This window comes from Pseudomonas sp. SDO5215_S409, assembly GCF_054071325.1.
In genome coordinates this window covers 38,852-63,707 of record NZ_JBSVWN010000021.1, presented here as the reverse complement: position 1 = coordinate 63,707, position 24,856 = coordinate 38,852, and the positions used below count along the sequence as shown (strand labels likewise).

Here is a 24,856-nt window from a genome sequence, read left to right as displayed (position 1 = left end):
GAGTGGCGTGCCTGCGCTGGCCGTCTAAGCCTCAGCCAAAGAACCAGTAGCAGACCGCAATCGCCGCCACGACCCCGGCCAGTTCCGCCAGCAACGCACACCCGACCGCATGCCGTGCCCGCTGAATGCCCACCGAGCCAAAGTACACAGCCAGCACATAAAACGTGGTTTCGGTGCTGCCCTGGATCGTCGCGGCCACCAGCGCCGGGAAGCTGTCCACGCCCTGGTTTTGCATGGTTTCGATCAACAACGCGCGCGCGGCGCTACCGGAGAATGGCTTGACCATGGCGGTGGGCAGCGCATCGACGAACCGCGTGTCCAGGCCGGTCCAGGCCACCAGGTGGCGAATGCCTTCCAGGCCGAAATCCAGCGCGCCGGACGCCCGCAGCACGCCCACCGCACACAGCATCGCCACCAGGTAGGGCAGCAGGTTCTTGGCAACGTCGAACCCCTCTTTGGCGCCATCGACAAACGCCTCGTACACCTTGACCTTGCGCAGCGCACCCACCACCAGAAACAGCATGATCAGCCCGAACAGCGTCAAGTTGCCCAGGATCGACGACAGGCTGGCCAGCGCCGTGGCCGACAGCGTGGCCAGCAATGCCATGAACCCGCCCAGCACCAGCGCGCCGGGCAGCAGGTAGGCGAGCACCACCGGGTCCCACAGGCGCAGGCGCTGCATCACCGCCACCGACAGCAGGCCCACCAGGGTGGACGCGCTGGTGGCCAGCAAAATCGGCAGAAACACCAGCGTGGGGTCGGCCGCGCCTTGCTGGGCGCGGTACATGAAGATGGTCACCGGCAGCAGGGTGAGGGAGGAGGCGTTGAGCACCAGGAACAGGATCTGCGCGTTGCTGGCGGTGGTGGGCAGCGGGTTGAGTTCCTGCAGCGCCTTCATGGCCTTGAGGCCAATGGGCGTGGCGGCGTTGTCCAGGCCCAGGCCGTTGGCGGCAAAATTGAGGGTGATCAGGCCGATGGCCGGATGGCCCGGCGGGACTTCCGGCATCAGGCGGCTGAACAGCGGGCCCAGGGCCTTGGCCAGCCAGTCGACGATCCCGGCTTTTTCAGCGATGCGCAAAAAGCCCAGCCACAAGGTCAGGGTGCCGAACAGCAGCACCATCACTTCCACCGACAGCTTGGCCATGGCAAAGATGCTCTCGACCATCGCCGCAAAAATCCCGGCATTGCCGCCCACCAGCCATTGCACCAGGGCCGACACCATTGCCACCAGAAAAAAGCCAAGCCACAGGCCATTGAGCATCAGTTGAGTCCCCCGAAAGATGAGGCGAATGATAGCGGGGCTGGCAGAAACGACAAACCCCGGATGACCCGGGGTTTGTCCTGTTCACGCAAGCTCTCAGCCGCGGCTTGCCTGGCCGGTCGGCAAAGCCTGCTTGCTGCGCCAGTGCGGCAGCGAGTTCCAGTAGCGCTCACCCTTGGCATCGTCGTACATGCCTTCCCAGCGGGAGATGACCAGCACGGCCAGGGCGTTGCCGATCACGTTGAGGGCGGTGCGGGCCATGTCCATCACACGGTCGACACCGGCAATGAACGCCAGGCCTTCGAGCGGAATGCCCACGCTGCCCAAGGTGGCCAGCAGCACCACAAACGACACGCCCGGCACACCGGCGATGCCTTTGGAGGTGACCATCAGGGTCAGCACCAGCATCAATTGCTGGCCGATGGACAGGTCGATGCCATAGAGCTGGGCGATAAAAATCGCGGCGATGCTCTGGTACAGGGTCGAGCCGTCGAGGTTGAACGAGTAGCCGGTCGGCACCACGAAGCTGCACACCGCCTTGGGCGCACCGTAGGCTTCCATCTTCTCGATCACACGCGGCAGCACGGTTTCGGAACTGGCGGTGGAGTAGGCCAGCACCAGCTCATCCTTGAAGATGCGCATCAGCTTGATCACCGAGAAGCCGAACAGGCGGGCGATCAGGCCCAGCACCACAAACGCGAAGAACAAAATGGCCACGTACACCAGGATCACCAGCTTGGCCAACGGCAACAGCGAGGCAAAGCCAAAGCTGGCGACGGTGACCGCGATCAGCGCAAACACGCCGATGGGGGCGTATTTCATGATCATGTGGGTGACTTTGAACATGCTCTCGGACACGCCCTGGAACAACGTCACCAGCGGCTCGCGCAGCTCTGGCTTGAGGCTCGACAGGCCCAGGCCGAACAGCACCGAGAAGAAAATGATCGGCAGCATCTCGCCACGGGCCACGGCGGCAAAGATGTTGGAAGGGATAAGGTTGAGGATCGTTTCGATGAACGCATGCTCATGCTGCACTTCGGCGGCGGTGGCCGTGTACTTGGAGATATCGACGGTGCCCAGGGTGCTCATGTCGATACCGGCGCCCGGGTGGAACAGGTTGGCCAGCAGCAGGCCGACCACGATGGCGATGGTGGTGACGATCTCGAAGTAAAGGATGGTTTTCACGCCGATCCGGCCAAGCTTTTTCGCGTCGCCCACCCCGGCAATGCCGACGATCAGCGAGGAAATCACGATGGGGATAACGATCATCTTGATCAGGCGGATAAAGATATCGCCAGCGGGCTGCAAGACGTTGCTGATCCACCAGGCCTTTTCGGCACTGAAATGGTTAAGCACTGCACCGATTGCAATCCCCAGAACCAGACCGATGAGGATCTGCCAGGCGAGGCTTAGCTTTGCCTTCTTCATGTCATTACCCTTACTTCAAGTGGAGTCAGGCAGATGCGCCAGCTGGAACGCTCGAAAGCGAAAAAGTGTGAGCATCGGCCCCCGTAGAAGTCACCGCCTTTTGGCCGATATGGCTTACTGGCAGGCGAAAAAAGGCGCAACTATTCCGATGCAGCGGACCAACGTCTAATGCCGTAAACGCCTACCCTATGCCGAATCGGCATGGCTTTTTCGCAGATTCGGGGTCTGGACGGCGCGTCGGAATACGACATTTCGGCAGGCAGGCATGCCGTGAACCGGCCAATTCAGGCCCGCTCAGCGGTTTTCAGGAAATTTAGAGAGGCGCTGTAAAAGCCTAGAAAATTCCTACGCATACGTCAGAAAACCTGCCTGGTAACCGGCAAACTTTCTCGATAGGTGGTCGCGAAGAAACACTAAGAAATGCTTGAGCCAAGGCGCAAAACGGATTTTGGGCTATGTACGGCATGAAGTGCGCATCAGAGCCACAAGCCCGTCGCAAGTTCAACAAGCCCTGGGACCTGTGAACTTGCGTCGCAGCTTTTGCACCTGACCCGGCCCTTGCGCAGGTACTCCCTGTACCCGTAGGTCGTGCCGATCCACACCGATCAGAACAACCCGGCCCCCTGGTCATGCACCCCTCTTGGCGAGCGGCGCAAACAGAAAGAAGCAACGGGCTCCTTTCTATGGACAAAAGCCCCGTCAGACGGAACCTAGTACCAATTCGGGTCTTTCTTGAGCTGCTCCATCAGCAGCTTTTGCATGCCTTCATTCGGCTTGCCGAGGAAGCGGTAGTCGGCATGTCGCGTAGGTGATTTGTCGGCCGGCAACCCGGCAGGCACTTGCACCAACATGGCGTAGGCGTCCTTTTTGTCGAAACTCACGGCAACGATCAGGCGCTGGTTCAAGCAGCTGTCGGCGGTTTCGCAGAGCGGCCCCACCAGGTACTTGTCGCCGTCTTCTTCAACCGCCGTCATTTGCTCGGCACTGCCAGACAGGTTCATCACCCACTCGGGCAGGCGCTCTTCCTTCTTGACCACGCCTTGCCACGTGCTGCGGTACTGCGGGTCGGCGCTCAATAACTCGTTGGCCCGGGTCTGGCCGTCATTGGCCGCCATTACCAGGCCGCTGCCGCCCAGCAGCAGGGCGGCGGCAAAGGTTTTCAGGAAAGAATTACGCATGCTCAGCCTCGACCGCGACGGCCAAAGAAGAAGGAGGCGATAAACATCACCAAAAACACCACGAACAAGATCTTGGCAATCCCTGTGGCGGTGCCCGCGATACCACCAAAGCCCAGCACAGCGGCCACGATGGCGATGATCAGAAATGTGATAGCCCAACTCAACATGGTGATTCTCCTTACGCGTTTAGAGAGGTAACAGCAGTGCAGCGTTACGGCTGCCCGGTACGGGCAACCGGGTCATGCCTAGAACACCCAACGTTCCTGGTAGGGCAGGTCACCGGTGGTGACGGCCTGGTCGACAACGATGAACGTGGGGGTGCCCGCGACAGCGGCGTTGCCTGCCGCGCGGAAATGGGTTTGCTGCGTCATGGGGCGTTCAATCTGCGAAACAGGCTGGCGGCTGTCTTCCCAACGGTGCAGTTGTTGGCCGCCGATCAGCGTCACGGTCAAGGCAAGGCTGGCGAACAGCCCTTGTTGAAGGCGCAGTGGCGATACACGCAGTTGGGCAAGGCTTTGGCGAGTCATGCTGTTTCTCTCCCGCATTCTGATTGTTCGTTCATGAGGCTCGTGGGAGAGATATTGCAGAGCGCATGCCAGTTTTTTTACAAAATAATTACCAATAAAATCAATAAGTTATAATTTTTAGATAGGGAAACTGACGAGCATCCTGCACGATGCACCCCGATCCACCGTGCGAAATGCACGATCGCCGGTGGTCGGGTCGAGGGAGACGAATGCGAGGGTAGGTTGCCGAAAGGGCACATCGGGCGAAAACGCCCGGAATCAGCGTGGGTGTAGGCGCCTACGCAGATAGCTGTATGACATCAGCTTTAATCGATCAGAATAAACCATGCAACTTGCCCGATTATTGCGGGACTAATACACATCACTCATTTCTTAAGGGAGCGCGGGACAGATGGAATCAGCCAAGGAGCTTCAAGGCCGCATTCTTTTAGTGGATGACGAATCCGCGATCCTTCGTACCTTCCGTTACTGCCTGGAAGATGAAGGCTACACCGTAGCCACCGCCAACAGCGCCGCCCAGGCCGATGCGTTGCTGCAACGCCAGGTGTTCGACCTGTGTTTTTTGGACCTGCGCCTGGGCGAAGACAACGGCCTGGATGTACTGGCGCAAATGCGCGTTCAGGCACCGTGGATGCGCGTGGTGATCGTCACCGCCCATTCGGCCGTCGACACCGCCGTGGACGCGATCCAGGCGGGCGCCGCCGATTACCTGGTCAAACCCTGCAGCCCCGACCAACTGCGCCTGGCCACCGCCAAGCAATTGGAAGTGCGCCAACTCTCGGCGCGCCTGGAAGCCCTGGAAGGCGAAGTACGCCAGCCCAAGGACGGCCTCGACTCCCACAGCCCGGCCATGATGGTGGTGCTGGAGACCGCACGCCAGGTGGCGGGCACCGACGCCAACATCCTGATCCTGGGCGAGTCCGGCACCGGCAAGGGCGAGCTGGCGCGGGCGATCCACGGCTGGAGCAAGCGGGCCAAAAAGTCCTGCGTCACCATCAACTGCCCCTCGTTGACCGCCGAGCTGATGGAAAGCGAGTTGTTCGGCCACAGCCGCGGGGCGTTTACCGGCGCCAGTGAAAGCACCCTGGGCCGGGTCAACCAGGCGGACGGCGGCACGCTGTTTCTCGATGAAATCGGCGATTTTCCGCTCACGTTGCAGCCCAAGTTGCTGCGTTTTATCCAGGACAAGGAATACGAACGCGTCGGCGATCCGGTCACGCGCCGCGCCGATGTGCGCATCCTGGCGGCCACCAACCTGAACCTGGAAGACATGGTGCGCGAAGGGCGTTTTCGCGAAGACCTGCTGTACCGCCTGAACGTCATCACCCTGCACCTGCCGCCGCTGCGCGAGCGCAGCGAAGACATCCTGACCCTGGCCGACCGCTTCCTGGCGCGCTTCGTCAAGGAATACGCCCGCCCCGCCCGGGGGTTCAGCGACGAGGCCCGTGAAGCGCTGCTCAACTACCGCTGGCCGGGCAACATCCGCGAACTGCGCAACGTGGTGGAGCGGGCCAGCATCATTTGCCCGCAGGAAAAAGTCGAAATCGGCCACCTGGGCATGGCCGAACAGCCCACCAACAATGCCCCGCGTATCGGGGCGGCATTGAGCCTGGACGAGTTGGAAAAGGCACACATCGGCGCCGTGCTGGCCACCAGCGACACCCTCGACCAGGCGGCACGGACCTTGGGCATCGATGCCTCGACGCTGTATCGCAAACGCAAACAATACAACCTGTGAGCTGCACCTTATGAAGCTTGCGATGAAACTGCGCACCCGGTTGTTCCTGAGCATCTCGGCCCTGATCACCGTGGCCTTGCTCGGGTTGCTGCTGGGCCTGGTCAGCGTCATGCAAATGGCCAAGACCCAGGAGTCGCTGATTCGCAGCAACTTCATCACCCTGGACCTGGGCCTCAAGCTGCGCCAGACCCTGGGCGACCAGTTGATCCTGATGCTCGACGACCAGCCGGACACCCAGGCCCTCAAAGCCTCCCGGCAGCGCTATTTCGCCCTGCTGGAGCAAGGTATCGAGCATGAGCACGAGGACGCGACCAACAGCGGGTTTACCCAGGCCAAGGCCGATTACCTGAGCTTTGTGCAAGCCTTCGACAAAAGCCAGGACGCGGCCCCGCAACTGCGCAACAACGAGGAATTGACCGAACGCTTCAACGTCCTGCGCAACGGCCTGATCGGCGAACACAAAAAAGCCCTGGAAAACATCAACGCCACCGAGCACCAGTCCCGCGAGCGGGCATTGTTGAACGCAGGCCTGCTGGGGCTGGTGGGGCTGGCGGTGCTGATCATCGGGTTCGTCACCGCCCACGGCATTGCCCGGCGCTTTGGCGGCCCCATCGAAGCGCTGGCCAAGGCGGCCGACAAGATCAGCCAGGGCAACTTTGAAGTGACCCTGCCGATTTCGTCGGCCGCCGAGATGAACCTGCTGACCCGGCGTTTCGGGCACATGGCCGAGGCGCTGCGCCAACACCAGGCCACCAACGTCGACGAACTGCTGGCCGGGCAACAGCGCCTGCAAGCGGTGCTCGACAGCATCGACGACGGCCTGTTGATGATCGACCGCCAGGGCCATCTGGAGCACTTGAACCCGGTGTCCCAGCGCCAGCTGGGCTGGGACGATAACCGCTTGGGCCAGGGGTTGGGCGACGCCATGGGCCGTCCCGAACTGGACGAGCAGCTGCACCTGATCTTGCGCGGGGGCAACTTGGAGCGGGCGCCGGAGGACCTGGAAGTGGAAGTCGACGGCGAATTGCGCCTGTTGACGTACAGCCTGACGCCGGTGAGCCATACCCAGGGGCATATCCTGGGCGCGGTGATGGTGCTGCATGACGTCACCGAGCAGCGCGCCTTTGAGCGGGTACGCGCCGAGTTTGTGCTGCGCGCCTCCCACGAACTGCGCACGCCCGTCACGGGGATGCACATGGCGTTCGGCCTGTTTCAGGAGCGGGCGAAGTTTCCCGCCGAATCGCGCGAAGCCGACCTGCTGAGCACGGTGAATGAGGAAATGCAGCGCCTGATGCAGTTGATCAACGACCTGCTCAACTTCTCGCGCTACCAGAACGGCCTGCAAAAACTCACCTTGGCACCCTGTGACATCAGTGACCTGCTGGAGCACGCCCGCGCACGTTTCGCCGAGCAGGCCAATGCCCAGAACATTGAACTGCTGGTGGAAGAACAACCCCAACTGCCCCGACTGCACGCCGACCGCGCGCAACTGGAGCGGGTGCTCGACAACCTGCTGGGCAACGCCCTGCGGCACACGGCCGCGGGCGGGCAGATCCGCCTGCAAGCGCGGCGGCATGGCGAGCGGGTGATTGTGAGCGTGGAAGACAACGGCGAGGGCATCGCCTATGGCCAGCAAGGCCGGATCTTCGAGCCCTTCGTACAGGTCGGTCGCAAAAAAGGCGGCGCCGGCCTGGGCCTGGCGCTGTGCAAGGAAATCGTGCAATTGCACGGCGGAAGGATGGGGGTCTACTCAAGACCGGGGCAGGGCACGCAGTTTTATATGGCGTTGCCGCTGTAGGGGCACGCTCACCCCTACTCCCGATTGAGTGCCCGCAAGATGGCCGCACTTTGCGCATCGGGGGTGCCGTCAAACAGTGACGCCCTGAAGTGCATTTGGAACGCGGCCAGCACGTGCCGCGTGGCCACGTCCAGTTCGCCGGTTTGCGGGGTGGGGTAGCCCAGTTTCGCCAATTCCTGCTGGAACCAGTTGATGCTGGGCAAATCGCTGGCGTATTGCTGGGTGTAGCGCGCCACGGCCTTTGCATCCGGCCATATGCCTAGGCCTTCGTCTGCCAGGCGCTTCCACGGAAACAGCGGGCCCGGGTCCAGCTTGCGCAGCGGGGCGATGTCGCTGTGGCCGATGATGTTGCGCGGGTCGATGCCGTTACGCTTGCTGATGTCCTTGAGCAGCACCACCAGCGACTGCACCTGCGCTTCGGTGTACGGATACCAGACGCGGCCGGTGGGCAGGTCACGGTAACCGGGGTTGACGATCTCGATGCCGATGGAGCTGGAGTTGAGCCAGGTGCGGCCCATCCACTCGCTTTCCCCGGCGTGCCAGGCGCGCTGGCTTTCATCCACCAGCTTGTAGATGGTGCCCGAGGCGTCGTCGCCGATCAGGTAATGGCTGCTGACCTGGCCGTGGGTCAACAAGGCCAGGGAGCGCTCGAGCGACGTCGAGGTGTAGTGCACGATGACAAATTGCACCCGGTTGTCGTGGTTGGCCGAGGGGTGGCTGGTGTCCAGCCGCGGGCCACTGGCGCAGCCCGCGAGGATCAGGAACAAGAAGGCTGAGTACAGAAATTTCATGGCAGAAGAGGGTACGCTGAAGACGATAATGCAACAGTGTAACGTACCGTTCGCCAACGGGCGGTCAAATGCGGCCTTTTATACAAAATGGTACATCTTTACGCGCCCTGCACCTGGTTGCGTCCCGCGGCTTTGGCCCGGTAAAGCGCCTCGTCGGCACGCTTGAGCGCCAGTTCACTGCGCTCCCCCAGTTGAAACTGCGCCACGCCCATGGAAATGGTGATGGTCACCGGCTCGCCCTTGAAGTGGAACGGGCAGGCCTCGATGGCCGCACGCAGCGTTTCGCCCACCGCCTGCGCCTGCGCCAGGGAGGAGTTGGGCATCAACAGCACAAACTCTTCACCGCCAAACCGCGCAATGAAGTCGGTGCCACGCAGGCGTTTGCGCAGCACCGTCGCGATGATCTTCAACACCTTGTCGCCCGCCAGGTGGCCATAGCCGTCGTTGATGCGCTTGAAGTGGTCCAGGTCCAACATGGCCAGGGACAGGTGATTGCCATGCTGATGCCAGGCGTTGACTTCGTACTCCAGGCGCTCGCTCCAGGCGGCGCGGTTGGGCAGGCCGGTCAGCGGGTCGATCAGGGCTTTCTGGCGCTGCACCTCAAGGTGCTCGCGATAGCCCTGGGCCTCCTGCTCCATGTGAGCGACACGCTCGGCCAGGCCCTTGAGCCGCGCCGCCACGGCCTGCTCGCGCTGGTCGCGCTGGTGTTGGTGCTCGTCCATCGTGCCCAGCAGCCCTTCCAGGTGGCTTTCCAGTACGTGCTTGAGGCCGTCCAAGTCTGCAGCGTCCTGCACGCTGCTTTGCAGGCCATCGACCTGTTCGCGGATCTGCGAGTCCAGCGCCCGGGCCGCCGAGCGGCTGTCGGCATGCCCGTCGCTGGCCGCCTGCAAGTTGCCCTGGAAGGCTTCCAGGCGCTCGTTGAGTTGCTTGAGATACGCCTCGAACTCGTGCTGGCCGCTGTCGGTAATCGCCAGCATCAACACCGCCAGATCATCGAGGATGGGCAGTAATTCATACCAGTTCATGCCCTGGGCCAGACGTTCACGCATCGCCTGGGCTTGCGGGCGATGACGTTCGGGCAGGGACAAATCTTCGAGCAGGCCGAGCAGGGTGTCTTCGATGTGCTTGGCCACCGAGCTGTAGGACGGCTCGGGGCTGTCGGGCAGGGCGTAGATCACCTCTTCGGCGGTCGGTTGTTCTTGCAGCTCTTCTGGCGGCTCTTCTGGCGATTCGTCCGCCAGCACCGGGGGCAGCGACAGGCTGCCGATCAGTGTGGGTTGCAGCTCGGCGGGCGCAACCGCAGGGGCCTGGACCATGGCGGCCAGGGCGCTTTCGGGGACGGGTTCGTCCTCGACCACGGGAGCGGGTTCGGCCGCTGGCGGCTCGACAGGTTCAGGTTCAGGTTCAGGTTCCAGCGTCGCGACAGACGCAGGCGGCAGCGCAGCGCTGCGCTCGGGAGCCGCAGGCACGGGCGGTGCAACGGCGCGCACGGCGTCGACCGGCTCAGCCGGTTCGGGACGGGGTTGCGGCGCTGCCGCCGGTTGCGCTGCGACCACCGGCGCTGGCGCCGCCGCAGGGCCAGGCACCGGCGTATCCGCCGAGACGTCCTTGCCGCCGAACAGGCGCTGCAACAACCCGGGGCGATTCGGCTCGTCCGGGTCCTCGAGGTTTTTCAACGCCTGGCCTTGCAAGCCGCTCAGTTCACCCAGCAACAGCGGGATCTCGCGGGCCTGGCTGACCCGCCCGTCCAACTGCTTGGCAAACGCCTTCAGCGGGCGGCTGACTTCCCGCGGCAAGGGCAAGGTTTGCAGTTGGGCCACCAGGGCGGTAAGGGCGGTGCTGATCTGATCGACCCGGGTTTCCCGGCGCTGCTCAGAGTCGAGCACGGCCTTTTCCAGGCGCGGCAACAGGGCGGCGAGGGCGGCGTCCATGTCGTCGGTGCGGATCACGTCGCGCATTTCCTTCATGCATTGGTCGACGGCCCGGTCGGTCCCTTCAGCGGCCAGCGTGCTGCGCACCAACCCGCGGCGCAGCAGGTCGAGGCGGGCGGCCCAGCGGCGCTCGAGCTTGTCTTGTTGCTCGATGCTCTTGAGGTATTTTTCTTTCCAACGCTGGGCGTCGTTGCTCATGCAAGGGGTCCGCGAGGGCCGGGGCTCAGCGCGGGCAATGCATCGGCCGTGAGCGAGCCCGGCAGACGAATCTCTACCGCGACGGGCAGGTGATCGGAGATGGGCTGCGCCAGGACCTGCACGCTTTCAAGCGTGAGGGTGGGGCTGAGCAGGATGTGGTCAAGACAACGTTGCGGCCGCCAGCTGGGAAAGGTGGCTTCGACTTGCGGCGCCAGCAGGCCGAGGTCGCGCAACGGCGAATTCTGCAGCAGGTCGTTGGCATGGGTGTTCATGTCACCCATCAACACCTGGTGCTTGTAGTTGCCAATCAACTCGCGGATGTACGCCAGTTGCAGGCTGCGGGTACGGGCGCCGAGCGCCAGGTGCATCATGACCACCACCAGCGCGTCGGGCCCTTCGCCGAACCGCAGCAGGATGGCGCCGCGCCCCTTGGGGCCGGGCAAGGGGTGATCCTCGATCGCCCACGGTTTCAAGCGGCTGAGCACGCCATTGCTGTGCTGGGCCAGTTTGCCGAGGTTGCGGTTGAGTTGTTGATACCAGTAGGGAAACGCGCCGAGATGGGCCAGGTGTTCGACCTGGTTGACGTAGCCCGAACGCAGGCTGCCGCCGTCGGCTTCCTGCAGGGCAACCAGGTCGAAGTCGCCGATCAGGTCGCCGATCTTCTGCAGGTTGCCCGCGCGCCCGGTGTGGGGCAGCAGGTGCTGCCAGCCACGCGTGAGGTAATGCCGGTATTTTTCGGTGCTGATGCCCACCTGGATATTGAAGCTGAGCAGGCGCAGCCGGCTGTTTGCCGTCAGGCCTGTAGCATCCAGGTGGTGCGCGTTGACCTGCGGTTCATGCAGGCCCACGGCGCGTTCAGTCCCCCAGCGACGCATGGCGGGCCCCTTTACTTGGCTGCGCGCTCTTTGGCGATCAGCTGGTCGGCCACGTTCAGGGTTTCGTCAGGACCACCGGAGGTGCCCAGGTCGAAACGGTATTTGCCGTTGACGATCATGGTCGGAACGCCCTGCACGCCGTACTTCTGCGCCAGTTCCTTGGCCTGTTTGATCTGGCCCTGGATAGCGAAGGAGTTGAAGGTGGCCAGGAACTTGTCCTTGTCCACGCCTTGGGTGGCGACAAAGTCAGCCATTTCGTCAGGTTTGGTCAGGCGCTTGCCTTCTTTTTGGATGGCGTTGAACACCGCGTCGTGGACCTTGTGTTCCACGCCCATGGCTTCAAGGGTCAGAAACAGCTGGCCGTGGGCGTCCCAAGGGCCGCCGAACATTGCCGGGATGCGCTTGAAGTTCACGTCTGCCGGCAGTTTTTCGATCCAGGGGTTGATGGTGGGTTCAAACGCGTAGCAATGCGGGCAGCCGTACCAGAACAGCTCCACCACTTCGATCTTGCCCGGCACGGAAACCGGCACGGGGTTGGCCAGTTCGACGTAGGTTTTACCGGCTTCAAGCGGCACGTCGGCAGCTTGGGCGGTCATGCCGAACAGACTGGCGGTGACGAGAGCGGCGCTGAGGATCAGATTACGCATGCTTTACTCCTGGACAAATAAAGTCGCCTCACGCGACCTTTATTCAGACAGGCCTGCGCGGGCGTGAGTTCGTTAGTGTAACGGCAGCGGCCGCAAAAAAGGGCGGCCAGGGCCACCCTTTTTATGCTTGCATCGACGGATTAATCGAGCGTTAACGTCGCAGGGGCGGCTTAGTGCAGGCCCTGAATATAGCTGGCAATTGCCTCGATATCCTTGTTGCTGAGCTTGGCGGTGATGCTCTGCATGATTTTCGCGTCGCCGTCGTTGGTGCGGTTGCCTTCGCGAAAGTCGGTCAGCTGCTTGGCGGTGTACTGCGCGTGCTGGCCACCCAGGTGCGGGAACTTGGCGGCGGCGTTACCCGCGCCATTGGGCGAGTGGCAGCCGGTGCAGGCGGGCATGCCCTGGTCGAGCTTGCCACCGCGAAACAGCTCCTCACCGTGGGCCACAAGCTTGGGATCGGCGGCGCCGACGCTGCCTTTTTGGCTGGCAAAATACGCCGCGATGTCGGCCAGGTCCTGGTCGCTGAGGTTGGTCAACAGGCCGGTCATTTCCAAGACCGTGCGCTTGCCGTCCTTGATGTCGTGCATCTGCTTGGTCAGGTAACCCTCGCCCTGGCCCGCCAGTTTCGGAAAGTTGGGCGCCGGGCTGTTGCCGTCGGGGCCATGGCAGGCACCACAGACGGCGGCCTTGGCCTGGCCGGCAGTGGCGTCGCCCGCAGCGTGTGCAACACCGGTGATACCCAGGGTCAACAGCAGACTCACGATCAGTTTGTTCATCAGCTAATCCAACTACGGCTAAGGGTTTAAGAGTTATAAACCGGGTTTACTCACCATCAGTTCAATGATGGCCTGGTAATCCTCGGTACTGCAGTCCATGCACAAACCACGCGGCGGCATCGCCTTGAAACCCTGAGTCACGTGTTGCACCAGCGTGTCCATACCTTGCGCCAATCTTGGCTTCCAGGCGGCCTGATCACCCCGCTTTGGGGCAGTGGGCAGCTGTCCGGCATGGCAGGCCGCGCAAACGCGGTTGTACACAGCCTCCGGATCCTGTGTAGCCTGAGCACCGTAAAGGGGGATCAGGGCACCGGCGGCTAGCAGCCACTTGGTCATACATCGACCTTTTCAGGGTTTGAGAGCGTTTTGCGTTCTAATGCGCAATAAAGGTCTATCGCTCCCATGAACTTCATCCTTCGCTGGGAGAAAGCACACACAAAATCTGCGGCATTATATACTGGCGCTACTGAAACGGAAACGACACCGCTTGCCGCACCTGTTCCCGGCACCGCCCACATCGGAAAACTCATGCAACTCAAGAATCCCATCCTCGGCCTGTGCCAACAGTCCACCTTCATGCTCAGTGCCGCCAAAGTCGACCAATGCCCCGATGACGAAGGCTTTGAAGTGGCCTTTGCGGGCCGCTCCAACGCCGGCAAGTCCAGCGCGCTGAACACCCTGACTCACGCCAGCCTGGCGCGCACCTCCAAAACCCCGGGCCGCACGCAGTTGCTCAATTTCTTCAAGCTAGACGATGATCGGCGCTTGGTCGACCTGCCGGGCTACGGTTATGCAAAAGTGCCTATCCCGCTCAAGCAGCACTGGCAGCGTCACCTGGAGGCTTACCTGGGCAGCCGGGAGAGTTTGAAGGGCTTGATTCTGATGATGGACATCCGTCATCCCATGACCGATTTCGACCTGTTGATGCTCGACTGGGCCGTCGCCAGCGGCATGCCCATGCATGTCTTGCTGACCAAGGCCGACAAGCTCACCTACGGCGCCGCCAAGAACACCCTGCTCAAGGTGCAGTCCGAGATCCGCAAGGGCTGGGGCGATGCAATCACCATCCAGCTGTTCTCCGCGCCCAAACGCATGGGCCTGGAAGAGGCCTACACCGTGCTGGCGGACTGGATGGAACTGGCCGACAAGGGCGCCGAAGACGGGGGCGAGTAAAAACGCCAGGCAAAAAAAACCCCGGACTTCGTATGGGGAGAGGAAGTTCGGGGTTCAAGTCTGGACCGCTAGGGCGGGGCCCAGATATCTGCCAACACTTAACACAACATAGGAGCATTGAAGGGCTTCACCACCCATTCAGTAACTCTGAGTCACGTTTGACAGGTTAAGTTCCGGGCCGCCCGAAAAACTATTGGAAATAACGGCCCGACAATTGCGCTCTAAAGCCCTGCCGCAGCGCCTGCCACGGCAGTACCCCGCGCTTAGTGCGCCTCGTCCCAGTTATTGCCCACGCCAACCTCGACCAGCAGCGGCACATCCAGCTGCGCTGCGGCGCTCATGTGTTCGCAGACTTTTGCACTCACTTGCTCCACCACGTCCTCGCGCACCTCCAGCACCAGTTCGTCGTGCACCTGCAGGATGACCTTGGCGTCCAGGCCCGAGTCGGTGAGCCAGTTGTCCACCTGCACCATGGCTTTTTTGATGATGTCGGCGGCGGTGCCCTGCATCGGCGCGTTGATGGCCGTGCGTTCGGCGGCGGCGCGCTCTTGCGGTTTGTTGGAGTGGATGTCCGGCAGGTACAGGCGGCGCCCGAAGAACGTCTCTACATAGCCTTGATCGGACGCCTGGGCGCGGGTGCGCTCCATGTACTCGCGCACCCCGGGGTAACGGGCGAAATACACGTCGATGTAGGCCTTGGCGGTCTTGGTGTCCACGCCGATGTCCTTGCCCAGCTTTTGCGCGCCCATGCCGTAGATCAAGCCGAAGTTGATCGCCTTGGCGCTGCGCCGCTGGTCGGACGTAACCTCGCCCAGCTCAACCTTGAACACCTCGGCCGCCGTGGCCGTGTGCACATCCAGGTTGTCGCGAAAGGCATTGAGCAAGCCCGCGTCCTTGGACAGGTGCGCCATGATGCGCAGCTCGATCTGCGAATAGTCCGCCGCCAACAGCTTGTAACCCTTGGGCGCGATAAACGCCTGGCGGATCCGCCGCCCTTCTGCGGTGCGCACCGGGATGTTCTGCAGGTTCGGGTCGCTGGAGGACAAACGCCCGGTCGCCGTCACCGCCTGGTGATACGAGGTGTGAATACGCCCGGTACGCGGGTTGATCTGCTCCGGCAGGCGGTCGGTGTAAGTGCTCTTGAGCTTGCTCATGCTGCGGTACTGCATCAGCACCTTGGGCAGCAAAAAGTCATCTTCGGCCAGTTTGGCCAGCACGTCCTCGGCGGTCGAGGCCTGGCCCTTGCCGGTTTTTTTCAACACCGGCAGGCCCAGCTTTTCGTAAAGGATCGCGCCCAGCTGCTTGGGCGAGCCCAGGTTGAATTCCTCCCCGGCGATCTCGAAGGCCTGGCGTTCCAGCTCGACCATTTTGTCGCCCAGCTCAATGCTCTGGACGCCCAGCAGGTCCTTGTCCACCAGCGCGCCCTGGCGCTCGATACGCGCCAGCACCGGCACCAGCGGTATTTCGATATCGGTCAGCACACCCGCCAGGCTTGGAATCGCCGCCAGTTGCGCGTGCAACGCCTGGTGCAGGCGCAGGGTCACGTCGGCATCTTCGGCGGCGTAATGGCCAGCCTTCTCCAGCGGGATCTGGTCGAAGGTCAGTTGCTTGGCGCCTTTACCGGCGATGTCCTGGAAGCTGACAGTGTCGTGGTCCAGGTATTTTTTTGCCAGGCTGTCCATGTCGTGCCGGGTGGCGGTGGAGTTGAGCACGTAGGACTCGAGCATGGTGTCAAAGGCGATGCCCCGCACGGTGATACCTTGCGCCGGGTCGCCACCGATGGCGCAGTTGGCCAGGATGTTCATGTCGAACTTGGCGTGCTGGCCCACCTTGAGTTTGGTCGGGTCTTCGAGCAGCGGCTTGAGGGCCAGCAGCACGGTGTCGCGGTCCAGTTGGTCCGGCACGCCGATGTAGGAATGGGTCAGGGGGATGTAGGCCGCTTCATTGGCCTGTACGGCAAACGATACCCCCACCAATTGCGCCTGTTGGGCGTCGATGCCGGTGGTTTCGGTGTCAAAGGCGAACAGTTTTGCGTCGTTGAGCTTTTGCAGCCAGACGTCGAATCGCGCCTGATCCAGGATGGTTTCGTACGCCGCCTCGGCAGGCTCGCTTGCGACCACAGCGTCAACAACCGTAACGCTCGGCGCAGCCTTGAGCTCGACCCGTTTGGTGTCGCGCTGGATTTCGTCATGCCAGCTTTTGAATTCCAGCAAGGTGTACAACTCAAGCAGTTTTTCGCGGTCGGGCTCGATCAGGTGCAGGTCATCCAGGCCCACGTCCAGCGCCACGTCCACCTTGATGGTGGCCAGCCGGTAAGACAAAAAGGCCATCTCCTTGTGCTCGGCCAGCTTGGCGGGCAAGGTCTTGGCCCCGCGAATCGGCAGGCTCGGCACGATGTCGAGCTGCTCGTAAAGCTCTTTAAGGCCGCCATTGACGCCCACCAGCAAGCCGGAAGCGGTCTTGGGGCCAATGCCCGGAACACCCGGGATGTTGTCGGACGAATCGCCCATCAGCGCCAGATAATCGATGATCTGCTCGGGAGCGACGCCGAACTTTTCCTTCACGCCCTCGATGTCCATCGCGCTACCGGTCATGGTGTTGACCAAGGTAATGTGCCCGTCCACCAGTTGCGCCATGTCCTTGTCACCGGTAGAAATCACCACCGGTCGGCTGGCGGCCGCGCTGCTGCGGGCCAGGGTGCCAATCACATCGTCGGCCTCCACGCCCTCCACGCACAGCAGCGGGAAGCCCAGCGCGATCACGCTCTGGTGCAGCGGCTCGATTTGCAGGCGCATGTCATCGGGCATGCTGGGGCGGTTGGCCTTGTATTCGGCGTACATCTCGTCGCGAAATGTCCCACCCTTGGCGTCGAACACCACGGCGAAGGGGCTGTCCGGGTACTGCTTGCGCAGGCTTTTGAGCATGTTCAACACGCCCTTGACCGCCCCCGTGGGCAGGCCCTTGGAGGTGGTCAGTGGTGGCAGTGCGTGAAAGGCGCGGTACAGATATGAAGAACCGTCCACCAGGACGAGAGGGGCTTGGCTCATGAGCAGGATCAACCTTTTCGGCGGGTCAGGCGCTAGAATAGCCGGACCATTGACGACAAAGGGACAAGGTTATCATGCGTACAGTGAATCGCCTGTTGTTGACCGGCTTGATTGCATGCCTTCCGCTGGCCGCCATGGCAGCCGACAGCGGCCCTTCGGCAGATCCCGAAGTGACCATCCGCACCGAAGGCGACAAGACCATTCAGGAATACCGCCAGAATGGCTTTTTGTATGCAATCAAGGTCACCCCAAAGGGTGCACCGCCGTATTTCCTGGTGCGCGCGGATGGAACCGACGCAAACTTCATCCGCTCTGACCAGCCGGATATGCTGATTCCGTCATGGAAGATCTTTGAATGGAAATGAATTCTTAACTTTAACCGGCGCTGCCTGTCGCAGCGCCCGTCACGGCAGCCCTAACCATGTCTGTGTTCACCCCCCTGGCTCGGCCCGAGCTGGAAACCTTTCTTGCGCCCTATGGGCTTGGCCGGCTGCTCGATTTCCAGGGGATTGCCGCTGGTAGCGAAAACACCAATTTTTTCATCAGCCTGGAACAGGGCGAGTTCGTCCTGACCCTGGTCGAGCGCGGCCCCGTGCAGGAAATGCCCTTTTTCATCGACCTGCTCGACGTGCTCCACGCCGCCGACCTGCCGGTGCCTTACGCCCTGCGCACCACCGACGGCGTGGCCTTGCGCGAACTGGCCGGCAAGCCTGCGCTGTTGCAGCCGCGCCTGGCGGGCAAGCACATCAAGGAGGCCAACGCGCAGCACTGCGCCCAGGTGGGCGAGTTGCTGGGGCACCTGCACCTGGCCACCCAGGGCGACAAGATGCTCAAGCGCAAGACCGACCGCGGCCTGGACTGGATGCTCGGTGAAGGCGCCAAGCTGATCTCGCACCTGAACCCGGCCCAGCAGCGCCTGCTGCAGGACGCACTGGACGAAATCCAGGCCCACAAACAGCCGATCATCGAGCTGCCCCGCGCCAACATCCATGCCGACCTGTTCCGCGACAACGCGATGTTTGAAGGCACACACCTGACCGGGCTGATCGACTTCTACAACGCCTGCTCGGGCCCGATGCTCTACGACGTGGCCATCGCCCTGAACGACTGGTGCTCGGACGCCGCGGGCGTGCTCGACGGCCAGCGGGCGCGGGCGTTGCTGGGGGCTTATGCGGCGTTGCGGCCGTTTACCGCCAAAGAAGCGCAGCTGTGGCCGACCCTGTTGCGAGTGGCGTGTGTGCGGTTCTGGTTGTCGCGACTGATTGCCGCCGAGTCGTTTGCAGGCCAGGACGTGCTGATCCACGACCCGGCAGAGTTCGAACATCGCCTGGCGCAACGCCAGCAGGTCAGCGTCGCGCTGCCGTTCGTGCTGTAACGCCGCTCAAAAAAAGGGGGGAGCAGGCGTGCCGGCTCCCCCTGTGTGGTGCGGTGTGGTTTAAAGCGATTCCAGGCACCCGGCCAAATCGTTGCCCAACTTGTCCAGCACCTGCTCATAACCTTGAGCGCTCGCCGGGGTGTAACCGCCCAACGCATCCAACTCCGCCAGCTTCACCGGCAAACCGGCCACCAGCGTTTCCGCCAGGCGCGGGCGCAGCGGTGGTTCGCTGAACACACACGTCTTGCCCACTTCCTGCAAACGCGTGCGCATGGCCGCCACGTGCTGGGCGCCGGGCTGCACTTCTGCTGCCACGCTGAACACCCCGGCGTGCTTGAGGCCATAGGCATCCTCGAAATAATCAAAGGCCTCGTGGAACACAAAATATGGTTTGCCCGCCACGTCGGCCATGCGCGCTTTGAGGCGGGCATCCAACGCGTCCATGCGGCCTTCAAACGCCTTGGCGTTGCTCTGATAGCGCTCGGCATTGGCCGGGTCGGCGGCACTGAGGTCCGCCGCCATGCGCGCCGCAATCACCCGGGCGTTGACCGTCGACAGCCACAAGTGCGCGTCCAGGCTGCCCGGGCGGTGATCGTGGTCATGCTCGTCGGCTTCTTCGGCATGGGAGTGGCTGTCTTCGGCGAAACGACGCAGCTTCATGCCGGGCAAATCCTGCACCGCCACGGTCGGCAGGCTGCGGCCCTTGAGCACGCGCGGCAGGAAGCTTTCCATATCCGGGCCAATCCAATACAGCAGGTCCACCTCCTGCACACGCCGTACATCGGAGGGGCGCAGCGCGTAGTTATGCGGTGACGCGCCCGGCGGCAGCAGTACCTCGGGAACGGCCACACCGTCCTGCACTGCGGCGGCAATCAGCTGTAAAGGTTTGATGCTGGTGAGTACCCGAACCTCGGCCTGAGCGGCGCTGGCGATGAACAAACTGGTGACAAATACGACAAAAACAGGAAAAAGTCTGGACACGATGAGCACTCTGGAAGGCAGGAACGGGTAACATAATAACGTCTCTCACAACATTCTGTTGCCGCTCATGCCAAAAACCCCGCTTGCCAGCCGCCCTCATGACCACTCTCATTGCGTCCACAGCGCACTGTCGGAGGCTGATGCCCTGTGCACCCGTCAAGGCCTGCGCCTGACCGCCCTGCGCCGCCGGGTGCTGGAGCTGGTGTGGCAGAGCCACAAGCCGCTGGGCGCCTACGACATTCTGGGCGTGCTCAGCGAACAGGACGGCCGCCGCGCCGCGCCACCCACGGTGTACCGTGCGCTGGACTTCCTGCTGGAAAACGGCCTGGTGCACCGCATCGCCTCGCTCAACGCGTTTGTCGGTTGCAGCCACCCGGAACACGCGCACCAGGGCCAGTTCCTGATCTGCCGCGATTGCCACGCCGCCATCGAACTTGAACAAAAAAGCATCAGCGACGCGATTATTCAGAGCGCCGCCGACGTGGGCTTTAAAGTCGAAGGCCAAACCGTCGAAGTGGTCGGCCTCTGCGCAGGCTGCCAGGGGGCTTGATGAGCACTGCGTTAATCCGCCTGGACCAGGTGGGCGTTACATTCGCCGGGCAAGCGGTGCTGGACAACATCGCCCTGAGCGTGGAGCCCCGGCAGATCGTCACGCTGATCGGCCCCAACGGCGCTGGCAAGACCACCCTGGTGCGCGCCGTGCTCGGGCTGCTCAAGCCCGACAGCGGCAGCGTGTGGCGCAAGCCCAAGCTGCGGGTGGGTTACATGCCGCAAAAATTGCACGTAGACCCGACCTTGCCGCTGTCAGTGCTGCGCTTCTTGCGCCTGGTACCGGGTGTCGATCGCCCGCGGGCGCTGGCCGCCCTCAAGGAGGTCGGCGCCGAGCAGGTCATCGACAGCCCCGTGCAAAGCATCTCCGGCGGTGAAATGCAGCGCGTGCTGCTGGCCCGTGCGCTGCTGCGCGAGCCCGAGCTGCTGGTGCTCGACGAGCCGGTACAAGGCGTCGACGTGGCCGGCCAGGCCGAGCTGTACAGCCTCATCACCCGCCTGCGCGACCGCCATGGCTGCGGCGTGCTGATGGTGTCCCACGACCTGCACCTGGTCATGAGCACCACCGATCAGGTGGTGTGCCTCAACCGCCACGTGTGCTGCTCCGGCCACCCCGAGCAGGTCAGCGGCGACCCGGCGTTCGTCGAGCTGTTCGGCAAGAACGCGCCCAGCCTTGCGGTGTACCACCACCATCACGACCACGCCCACGACCTGCACGGCGCCGTGGTCACCGCCCCCCACGTTCACGGAGATGGCTGCACGCATGGCTGATTTTCTGCTCTACGCCCTGCTGGCAGGCCTGGCCCTGGCCCTGGTGGCGGGCCCGCTGGGCTCATTCGTGGTCTGGCGGCGCATGGCCTATTTTGGCGACACCCTGTCCCACGCCGCGCTGCTGGGCGTGGCCATGGGCTTTTTGCTGGACGTGAGCCCCACGCTGGCCGTGACGGTGGGCTGCCTGCTGCTGGCGGTGCTGCTGGTGACCCTGCAACAGCGCCAGCCGCTGGCGTCGGACACCCTGCTGGGCATCCTGGCGCCGAGCACCTTGTCCCTGGGCCTGGTGGTATTGAGCTTCATGCACGAAGTGCGCATCGACCTCATGGCCTACCTGTTCGGTGACCTGCTGGCCATCAGCCCCACCGACCTCGCCTGGATCCTGGGCGGCAGCGCGGCGGTGCTGGTGTTGCTGCTGACGCTGTGGCGCCCGCTGCTGGCCATCACCGTGCACGAGGAACTGGCCACCGTCGAAGGCCTGCCCGTGGCGGCGCTGCGCATGACCCTGATGCTGCTCATCGCCATCGTGATCGCTGTCGCAATGAAGATTGTCGGCGTATTGTTGATCACCTCGCTGCTGATCATCCCGGCCGCCGCCGCCCAGCGCCATGCCCGCTCACCGGAGCAAATGGCCCTCGGCGCCAGCCTGTTGGGGATGCTGGCCGTGTGTGGTGGCCTGGCGTTGTCCTGGTTCAAGGACACCCCGGCCGGGCCGTCGATTGTGGTCACGGCGGCCGCCCTGTTTCTGCTGAGTTTTGTCCTGCCCCGTCGAGGGGTGTAGACTTGCTCGCTTTTTGCGCAATTAGAGAGTCGCAGGAATGAAGCTGTTCACCTCCCGTTATCTGCTCCTTGCCGCATTTTCCCTGCTGCTGGGCGCCTGCCAGAGCACACCGCCCGTCGCCCCACCGGCGCCGGACGCGCACGCGGCGGCCATCGCGCAGCTGGAACAAAACCTGGCCAGCAGCGAACTCGCCACCGCCGAAGACCAGCTGGCCGCGTTGCAGGCCCAGTCGCCCAACGACCCGGCACTGGAGCCATACCAGCGCCAGTTGGCCGAAGCCTATTTGCAGCGCAGCCAGATCGTGCTGCAAAAAGGTGACGTCAACGCCGCCGCCACCGCCCTGAGCCGTGCCCGCGCACTGATGCCCAAGGCGCCTGCCCTGACCGGCGGCGTCAACAGCGCCATCAGCCATGCGCGCAAGGCCGAGCTGGACAAAGCCGAAGCCGCCTTGAAAGCCGCCGAAGCCAAACCCCAGGCACGGGTGATCGACCCGGCGGCCGAGAGCACCACGGTGGCGCTGAACCTTACGGATATGTCCGAACTTCGCCACCAACTGGATGCGATCGCCACCGATGTGGTGAATTACCAGTGTGACGTGAGCATTCAGGCGCCGCGTACCCAGGACTACCCTTGGCTGGCCACCTTGCTGACCAAGCGGGTCAAACGCATCGACGCGGCGTATGACCTGAAGATCCACCGGCAAATCCTGAAAAACGTCCCCGCCCAAGTGGTGTTGATCCCACGCAAGGCAGACTGACACCTGCCGCCCATAAGCAGGCCCCCCGCGTTCAACGCCGGGGGCCTGTGGGTTTAGCGCACGGCCTCAGGCCGGAACCGCCTTGGCCTTGGGCTCACGCGCCCAGACCCGGTGCTGGGCGATCGCGGCAAAAAACGCCTGGGTATCGCCGTCCACGATAAGCCCGGCATCCGCCTCCAGCTTCAACACCGCCAGCAACTGCTTGGCCTCACCGGCCAGTGCAATCGCCTTCAGGTGCTTGTAGGCCTCCAGCACGTAGTGCAACGCCACGCCGTCCCCGCTCAACGCCTGCACCGACTGCGCGCCGCCCGGCACAAACACCGCGTCGAACGCCACCGAAGGCAGGCCCTCCATGGACGCATCCACCGCCAGGCTTTTGCCCTCGGCCGTGGTCACTGGCGCCGACGTCGGCCCCAACACCTTGGCGTGAGCGCCTTGGGCCTGGAGCGCCTGTTTCAGCGCTTCAATCGCCGCGCCGTCCACCCCGTTGGCGGCCAAAATCGCGACCTTGCGGGTCTTGATATCCCCCGACAGCAGGTTGACCTGGCTCAGCGCCGGGGAGTGCGACAGCGACGTCTTGCGCGCCGGCACCGTGCCTTTTTTCGGCGCCGCCAGCCCGAGGTTCTGCGCCACGCGTCCGGCCAGCTCAAGGTCGATATTGGCCAGAATCTCGTTCACCTGGCGGGCGCGGATGTGCTCACGCTCCACCTTGCCCAGCTCAAAGCTGTAGCCCGCAATGATGTGCTCCTGCTCGTGCTTGCTCATGCTGTGGAAAAACAGACGGGCCTGGGAGAAGTGGTCGCTGAACGATTCACTGCGCTCACGGACCTTGTGCGCGTCGATACGCTCCGGGTAACTCTCAAAACCGCCGTCCTGGGCCGCCGCCGGGGTTTCCTTCGGCCAGCCGTTGTCGATGGAGTTCGGCTCGTAGGCAGCGCGGCCCTTGTCGACCGTGGTGCGGTGCATGCCGTCACGTTGGCCGTTGTGGTAAGGCGCCAGCGGGCGGTTGATCGGCAACTCGTGAAAATTCGGCCCGCCTAGTCGGCTGATCTGCGTGTCGGTGTAGGAAAACAGCCGGCCTTGCAGCAGCGGGTCATTGGAGAAGTCGATGCCCGGCACGATATGGCCCGGGCAGAAGGCCACCTGCTCGACCTCCGCAAAGAAGTTATCCGGGTTGCGGTTGAGCACCATCTTGCCCAGCGGCGTGATCGGCACCAACTCTTCGGGAATCAGCTTGGTGGGGTCGAGAATGTCGAAATCGAAGGTGTGTTCGTCCTCTTCGGCGACGATCTGCACGCCCAACTCCCACTCCGGGTAATCGCCAGACTCGATGGACTCCCACAGGTCGCGGCGGTGGTAATCGGTGTCTTTACCGGCCAGCCTCTGGGCCTCGTCCCACACCAGCGAACAGGTGCCCGCCGTTGGCCGCCAATGGAATTTGACGAAAGACGACCGGCCTTCGGCGTTGATCAGGCGAAAGGTGTGTACGCCAAAGCCTTGCATGGTCCGCAGGCTTTTGGGAATGGCCCGGTCGGACATGGCCCAAATCACCATATGCGCGGATTCCGGCACCAGGGAAACGAAGTCCCAGAACGTGTCGTGAGCCGAGCCGCCCGTAGGGATTTCGTTGTGCGGCTCGGGTTTTACCGCATGCACGAAGTCAGGAAACTTGATCGCGTCCTGTATGAAAAACACCGGCATGTTGTTGCCCACCAAGTCGAAGTTGCCTTCATCGGTGAAGAACTTCACGGCAAAGCCGCGCACATCGCGCACGGTGTCGCCAGAACCACGCGGGCCCTGCACGGTGGAAAAACGCACGAACACCGGGGTTTTATGGCCCGGGTCCTGCAAAAAACCGGCCTTGGTCAGCGCCGCATGGTTCTGGTAGGTCTGGAAGTAACCATGGGCCCCGGTGCCCCGGGCGTGCACGATGCGCTCGGGGATGCGCTCGTGGTCAAAGTGCGTGATTTTTTCACGCATGATGAAGTCTTCCAGCAGCGACGGCCCACGGGCGCCTACCTTCAAGGTGTTCTGGTTGTCGGCGATTTTGACGCCCTGGTTGGTGCGCAGCGCCTGGCCGGTGGCGTCGGAGCGAAACGTTTCCAGGCTTTGCAGCTTGGCGTTGGTGTTGCCTCGGTCCAGGGTGTCGGTTCCCGCCAATTCACTGGTGGGCGGGGCTACGGGCTTTTTAGTGCTCATCAGACAAAAACTCCTCGTTCACAGTGGCCAGAGTGATCCCCGGCGCTTGTTCAGCCATACGCCGGGCACGGCACC

At 62.8% G+C, this 24,856-nt stretch carries 23 protein-coding genes; 9 read left to right on the top strand and 14 right to left on the bottom strand.

All coding sequences use genetic code 11. The annotated features are described in order from the left end of the window. Positions 1–31: 31 nt before the first annotated feature. From ACW9H9_RS13320 to ACW9H9_RS13300, 5 genes are all read right to left on the bottom strand, one after another. Positions 32–1,261 (bottom strand): nucleoside recognition domain-containing protein, encoded by a 1,230-nt coding sequence (locus ACW9H9_RS13320; protein ID WP_457343658.1) that lies wholly within the window; start codon positions 1,259–1,261, stop codon positions 32–34. A 96-nt stretch (positions 1,262–1,357) separates the two neighbouring features. Beyond that, a complete protein-coding gene (gene gltP, locus ACW9H9_RS13315) occupies positions 1,358–2,689 on the bottom strand; it encodes a glutamate/aspartate:proton symporter GltP (protein ID WP_457343657.1) in 1,332 nt (443 codons plus the stop codon). 710 nt (positions 2,690–3,399) lie between these two features. Then, positions 3,400–3,867 carry an inhibitor of vertebrate lysozyme family protein gene (locus ACW9H9_RS13310; protein ID WP_457343656.1) on the bottom strand — a complete coding sequence of 156 codons (468 nt, stop codon included), beginning with the start codon at positions 3,865–3,867 and terminating at the stop codon, positions 3,400–3,402. Positions 3,868–3,869: 2 nt separating this feature from the next. After that, the gene (locus tag ACW9H9_RS13305; RefSeq protein WP_003170804.1) at positions 3,870–4,034 is read right to left on the bottom strand and encodes a DUF1328 domain-containing protein; all 165 of its coding nucleotides are present in this window, start codon (positions 4,032–4,034) and stop codon (positions 3,870–3,872) included. 78 nt (positions 4,035–4,112) lie between these two features. After that, positions 4,113–4,394 (bottom strand): hypothetical protein, encoded by a 282-nt coding sequence (locus ACW9H9_RS13300; protein ID WP_457343655.1) that lies wholly within the window; start codon positions 4,392–4,394, stop codon positions 4,113–4,115. A gap of 391 nt (positions 4,395–4,785) precedes the next feature. Between ACW9H9_RS13300 and algB the strand changes: the two genes are divergently transcribed. Both algB and ACW9H9_RS13290 read left to right on the top strand, forming a co-directional pair. Next, complete coding sequence (algB, locus tag ACW9H9_RS13295) at positions 4,786–6,132, top strand: sigma-54-dependent response regulator transcription factor AlgB (RefSeq protein ID WP_457343654.1); 1,347 nt, start codon at positions 4,786–4,788, stop codon at positions 6,130–6,132. A gap of 10 nt (positions 6,133–6,142) precedes the next feature. Beyond that, on the top strand, positions 6,143–7,930 hold the full coding sequence (locus tag ACW9H9_RS13290) for a KinB sensor domain-containing domain (protein WP_457343653.1): 1,788 nt from the start codon (positions 6,143–6,145) through the stop codon (positions 7,928–7,930). A 14-nt stretch (positions 7,931–7,944) separates the two neighbouring features. On the opposite strand, the gene ACW9H9_RS13285 is transcribed toward ACW9H9_RS13290, so the two are convergent. The 6 genes from ACW9H9_RS13285 to ACW9H9_RS13260 form a co-directional block, all read right to left on the bottom strand. After that, positions 7,945–8,721: an N-acetylmuramoyl-L-alanine amidase gene (locus ACW9H9_RS13285; RefSeq protein WP_457343652.1), complete on the bottom strand. Its 777-nt coding sequence runs from the start codon at positions 8,719–8,721 to the stop codon at positions 7,945–7,947. Positions 8,722–8,819: 98 nt separating this feature from the next. Further along, complete coding sequence (locus ACW9H9_RS13280) at positions 8,820–10,850, bottom strand: GGDEF domain-containing protein (RefSeq protein WP_457343651.1); 2,031 nt, start codon at positions 10,848–10,850, stop codon at positions 8,820–8,822. After that, positions 10,847–11,725, bottom strand: a complete 879-nt coding sequence (locus tag ACW9H9_RS13275) for an endonuclease/exonuclease/phosphatase family protein (RefSeq protein ID WP_457343650.1) — start codon at positions 11,723–11,725, stop codon at positions 10,847–10,849. Before ACW9H9_RS13275 ends, ACW9H9_RS13280 begins: the two co-directional genes overlap by 4 nt. An 11-nt stretch (positions 11,726–11,736) precedes the next feature. Next, positions 11,737–12,372 (bottom strand): thiol:disulfide interchange protein DsbA, encoded by a 636-nt coding sequence (dsbA, locus tag ACW9H9_RS13270; RefSeq protein WP_457343649.1) that lies wholly within the window; start codon positions 12,370–12,372, stop codon positions 11,737–11,739. A 170-nt stretch (positions 12,373–12,542) separates the two neighbouring features. Beyond that, the gene (locus tag ACW9H9_RS13265) at positions 12,543–13,148 is read right to left on the bottom strand and encodes a c-type cytochrome (RefSeq protein ID WP_457343648.1); all 606 of its coding nucleotides are present in this window, start codon (positions 13,146–13,148) and stop codon (positions 12,543–12,545) included. A gap of 33 nt (positions 13,149–13,181) precedes the next feature. After that, a complete protein-coding gene (locus ACW9H9_RS13260; protein WP_457343646.1) occupies positions 13,182–13,484 on the bottom strand; it encodes a c-type cytochrome in 303 nt (100 codons plus the stop codon). A 192-nt stretch (positions 13,485–13,676) separates the two neighbouring features. Between ACW9H9_RS13260 and yihA the strand changes: the two genes are divergently transcribed. Further along, positions 13,677–14,321 (top strand): ribosome biogenesis GTP-binding protein YihA/YsxC, encoded by a 645-nt coding sequence (gene yihA, locus ACW9H9_RS13255; protein WP_457343645.1) that lies wholly within the window; start codon positions 13,677–13,679, stop codon positions 14,319–14,321. Positions 14,322–14,584: 263 nt separating this feature from the next. On the opposite strand, the gene polA is transcribed toward yihA, so the two are convergent. Then, on the bottom strand, positions 14,585–17,368 hold the full coding sequence (gene polA, locus ACW9H9_RS13250) for a DNA polymerase I (RefSeq protein WP_457343644.1): 2,784 nt from the start codon (positions 17,366–17,368) through the stop codon (positions 14,585–14,587). A 74-nt stretch (positions 17,369–17,442) separates the two neighbouring features. On the opposite strand from polA, the gene ACW9H9_RS13245 reads away from it, so the two are divergent. Further along, on the top strand, positions 17,443–17,733 hold the full coding sequence (locus ACW9H9_RS13245) for a DUF2782 domain-containing protein (protein WP_457343643.1): 291 nt from the start codon (positions 17,443–17,445) through the stop codon (positions 17,731–17,733). Positions 17,734–17,789: 56 nt separating this feature from the next. After that, positions 17,790–18,743, top strand: coding sequence for a homoserine kinase (locus ACW9H9_RS13240; protein ID WP_457343642.1), 954 nt, complete (start codon positions 17,790–17,792; stop codon positions 18,741–18,743). 60 nt (positions 18,744–18,803) lie between these two features. Here ACW9H9_RS13240 and ACW9H9_RS13235 read toward each other — a convergent pair whose 3' ends face one another. Next, on the bottom strand, positions 18,804–19,733 hold the full coding sequence (locus ACW9H9_RS13235) for a zinc ABC transporter substrate-binding protein (RefSeq protein ID WP_457343641.1): 930 nt from the start codon (positions 19,731–19,733) through the stop codon (positions 18,804–18,806). Between the two features lie 58 nt (positions 19,734–19,791). On the opposite strand from ACW9H9_RS13235, the gene zur reads away from it, so the two are divergent. The 4 genes from zur to ACW9H9_RS13215 are packed head-to-tail and all read left to right on the top strand — an operon-like array spanning position 19,792 to position 22,582. Beyond that, the gene (zur, locus tag ACW9H9_RS13230) at positions 19,792–20,274 is read left to right on the top strand and encodes a zinc uptake transcriptional repressor Zur (protein WP_457343640.1); all 483 of its coding nucleotides are present in this window, start codon (positions 19,792–19,794) and stop codon (positions 20,272–20,274) included. Next, the gene (gene znuC, locus ACW9H9_RS13225) at positions 20,274–21,044 is read left to right on the top strand and encodes a zinc ABC transporter ATP-binding protein ZnuC (protein ID WP_457343639.1); all 771 of its coding nucleotides are present in this window, start codon (positions 20,274–20,276) and stop codon (positions 21,042–21,044) included. The genes zur and znuC overlap by 1 nt, the downstream gene beginning before the upstream one ends. After that, the gene (znuB, locus tag ACW9H9_RS13220) at positions 21,037–21,825 is read left to right on the top strand and encodes a zinc ABC transporter permease subunit ZnuB (RefSeq protein ID WP_457343638.1); all 789 of its coding nucleotides are present in this window, start codon (positions 21,037–21,039) and stop codon (positions 21,823–21,825) included. Before znuC ends, znuB begins: the two co-directional genes overlap by 8 nt. Before the next feature lie 37 nt (positions 21,826–21,862). Beyond that, complete coding sequence (locus ACW9H9_RS13215) at positions 21,863–22,582, top strand: PA5502 family lipoprotein (RefSeq protein ID WP_457343637.1); 720 nt, start codon at positions 21,863–21,865, stop codon at positions 22,580–22,582. Between the two features lie 66 nt (positions 22,583–22,648). Here the strand turns inward: ACW9H9_RS13215 and katE are convergent, their stop codons facing one another. Next, on the bottom strand, positions 22,649–24,781 hold the full coding sequence (katE, locus tag ACW9H9_RS13210) for a catalase HPII (RefSeq protein ID WP_457343636.1): 2,133 nt from the start codon (positions 24,779–24,781) through the stop codon (positions 22,649–22,651). Positions 24,782–24,856 lie beyond the last annotated feature (75 nt).

Bases quoted from the DNA above. Each gene is read 5' to 3' on its own strand.
- ACW9H9_RS13245 (WP_457343643.1), top strand. From the start codon at position 17,443: ATGCGTACAGTGAATCGCCTGTTGTTGACCGGCTTGATTGCATGCCTT.
- ACW9H9_RS13300 (WP_457343655.1), bottom strand. From the start codon at position 4,394: ATGACTCGCCAAAGCCTTGCCCAACTGCGTGTATCGCCACTGCGCCTT.
- znuC (WP_457343639.1), top strand. From the start codon at position 20,274: ATGAGCACTGCGTTAATCCGCCTGGACCAGGTGGGCGTTACATTCGCC.
- ACW9H9_RS13260 (WP_457343646.1), bottom strand. From the start codon at position 13,484: ATGACCAAGTGGCTGCTAGCCGCCGGTGCCCTGATCCCCCTTTACGGT.
- ACW9H9_RS13265 (WP_457343648.1), bottom strand. From the start codon at position 13,148: ATGAACAAACTGATCGTGAGTCTGCTGTTGACCCTGGGTATCACCGGT.
- ACW9H9_RS13280 (WP_457343651.1), bottom strand. From the start codon at position 10,850: ATGAGCAACGACGCCCAGCGTTGGAAAGAAAAATACCTCAAGAGCATC.
- ACW9H9_RS13290 (WP_457343653.1), top strand. From the start codon at position 6,143: ATGAAGCTTGCGATGAAACTGCGCACCCGGTTGTTCCTGAGCATCTCG.
- algB (WP_457343654.1), top strand. From the start codon at position 4,786: ATGGAATCAGCCAAGGAGCTTCAAGGCCGCATTCTTTTAGTGGATGAC.
- znuB (WP_457343638.1), top strand. From the start codon at position 21,037: ATGGCTGATTTTCTGCTCTACGCCCTGCTGGCAGGCCTGGCCCTGGCC.
- ACW9H9_RS13285 (WP_457343652.1), bottom strand. From the start codon at position 8,721: ATGAAATTTCTGTACTCAGCCTTCTTGTTCCTGATCCTCGCGGGCTGC.
- polA (WP_457343644.1), bottom strand. From the start codon at position 17,368: ATGAGCCAAGCCCCTCTCGTCCTGGTGGACGGTTCTTCATATCTGTAC.
- ACW9H9_RS13215 (WP_457343637.1), top strand. From the start codon at position 21,863: ATGAAGCTGTTCACCTCCCGTTATCTGCTCCTTGCCGCATTTTCCCTG.
- katE (WP_457343636.1), bottom strand. From the start codon at position 24,781: ATGAGCACTAAAAAGCCCGTAGCCCCGCCCACCAGTGAATTGGCGGGA.
- yihA (WP_457343645.1), top strand. From the start codon at position 13,677: ATGCAACTCAAGAATCCCATCCTCGGCCTGTGCCAACAGTCCACCTTC.
- zur (WP_457343640.1), top strand. From the start codon at position 19,792: ATGCCAAAAACCCCGCTTGCCAGCCGCCCTCATGACCACTCTCATTGC.
- ACW9H9_RS13320 (WP_457343658.1), bottom strand. From the start codon at position 1,261: ATGCTCAATGGCCTGTGGCTTGGCTTTTTTCTGGTGGCAATGGTGTCG.
- dsbA (WP_457343649.1), bottom strand. From the start codon at position 12,372: ATGCGTAATCTGATCCTCAGCGCCGCTCTCGTCACCGCCAGTCTGTTC.
- gltP (WP_457343657.1), bottom strand. From the start codon at position 2,689: ATGAAGAAGGCAAAGCTAAGCCTCGCCTGGCAGATCCTCATCGGTCTG.
- ACW9H9_RS13305 (WP_003170804.1), bottom strand. From the start codon at position 4,034: ATGTTGAGTTGGGCTATCACATTTCTGATCATCGCCATCGTGGCCGCT.
- ACW9H9_RS13240 (WP_457343642.1), top strand. From the start codon at position 17,790: ATGTCTGTGTTCACCCCCCTGGCTCGGCCCGAGCTGGAAACCTTTCTT.
- ACW9H9_RS13275 (WP_457343650.1), bottom strand. From the start codon at position 11,725: ATGCGTCGCTGGGGGACTGAACGCGCCGTGGGCCTGCATGAACCGCAG.
- ACW9H9_RS13310 (WP_457343656.1), bottom strand. From the start codon at position 3,867: ATGCGTAATTCTTTCCTGAAAACCTTTGCCGCCGCCCTGCTGCTGGGC.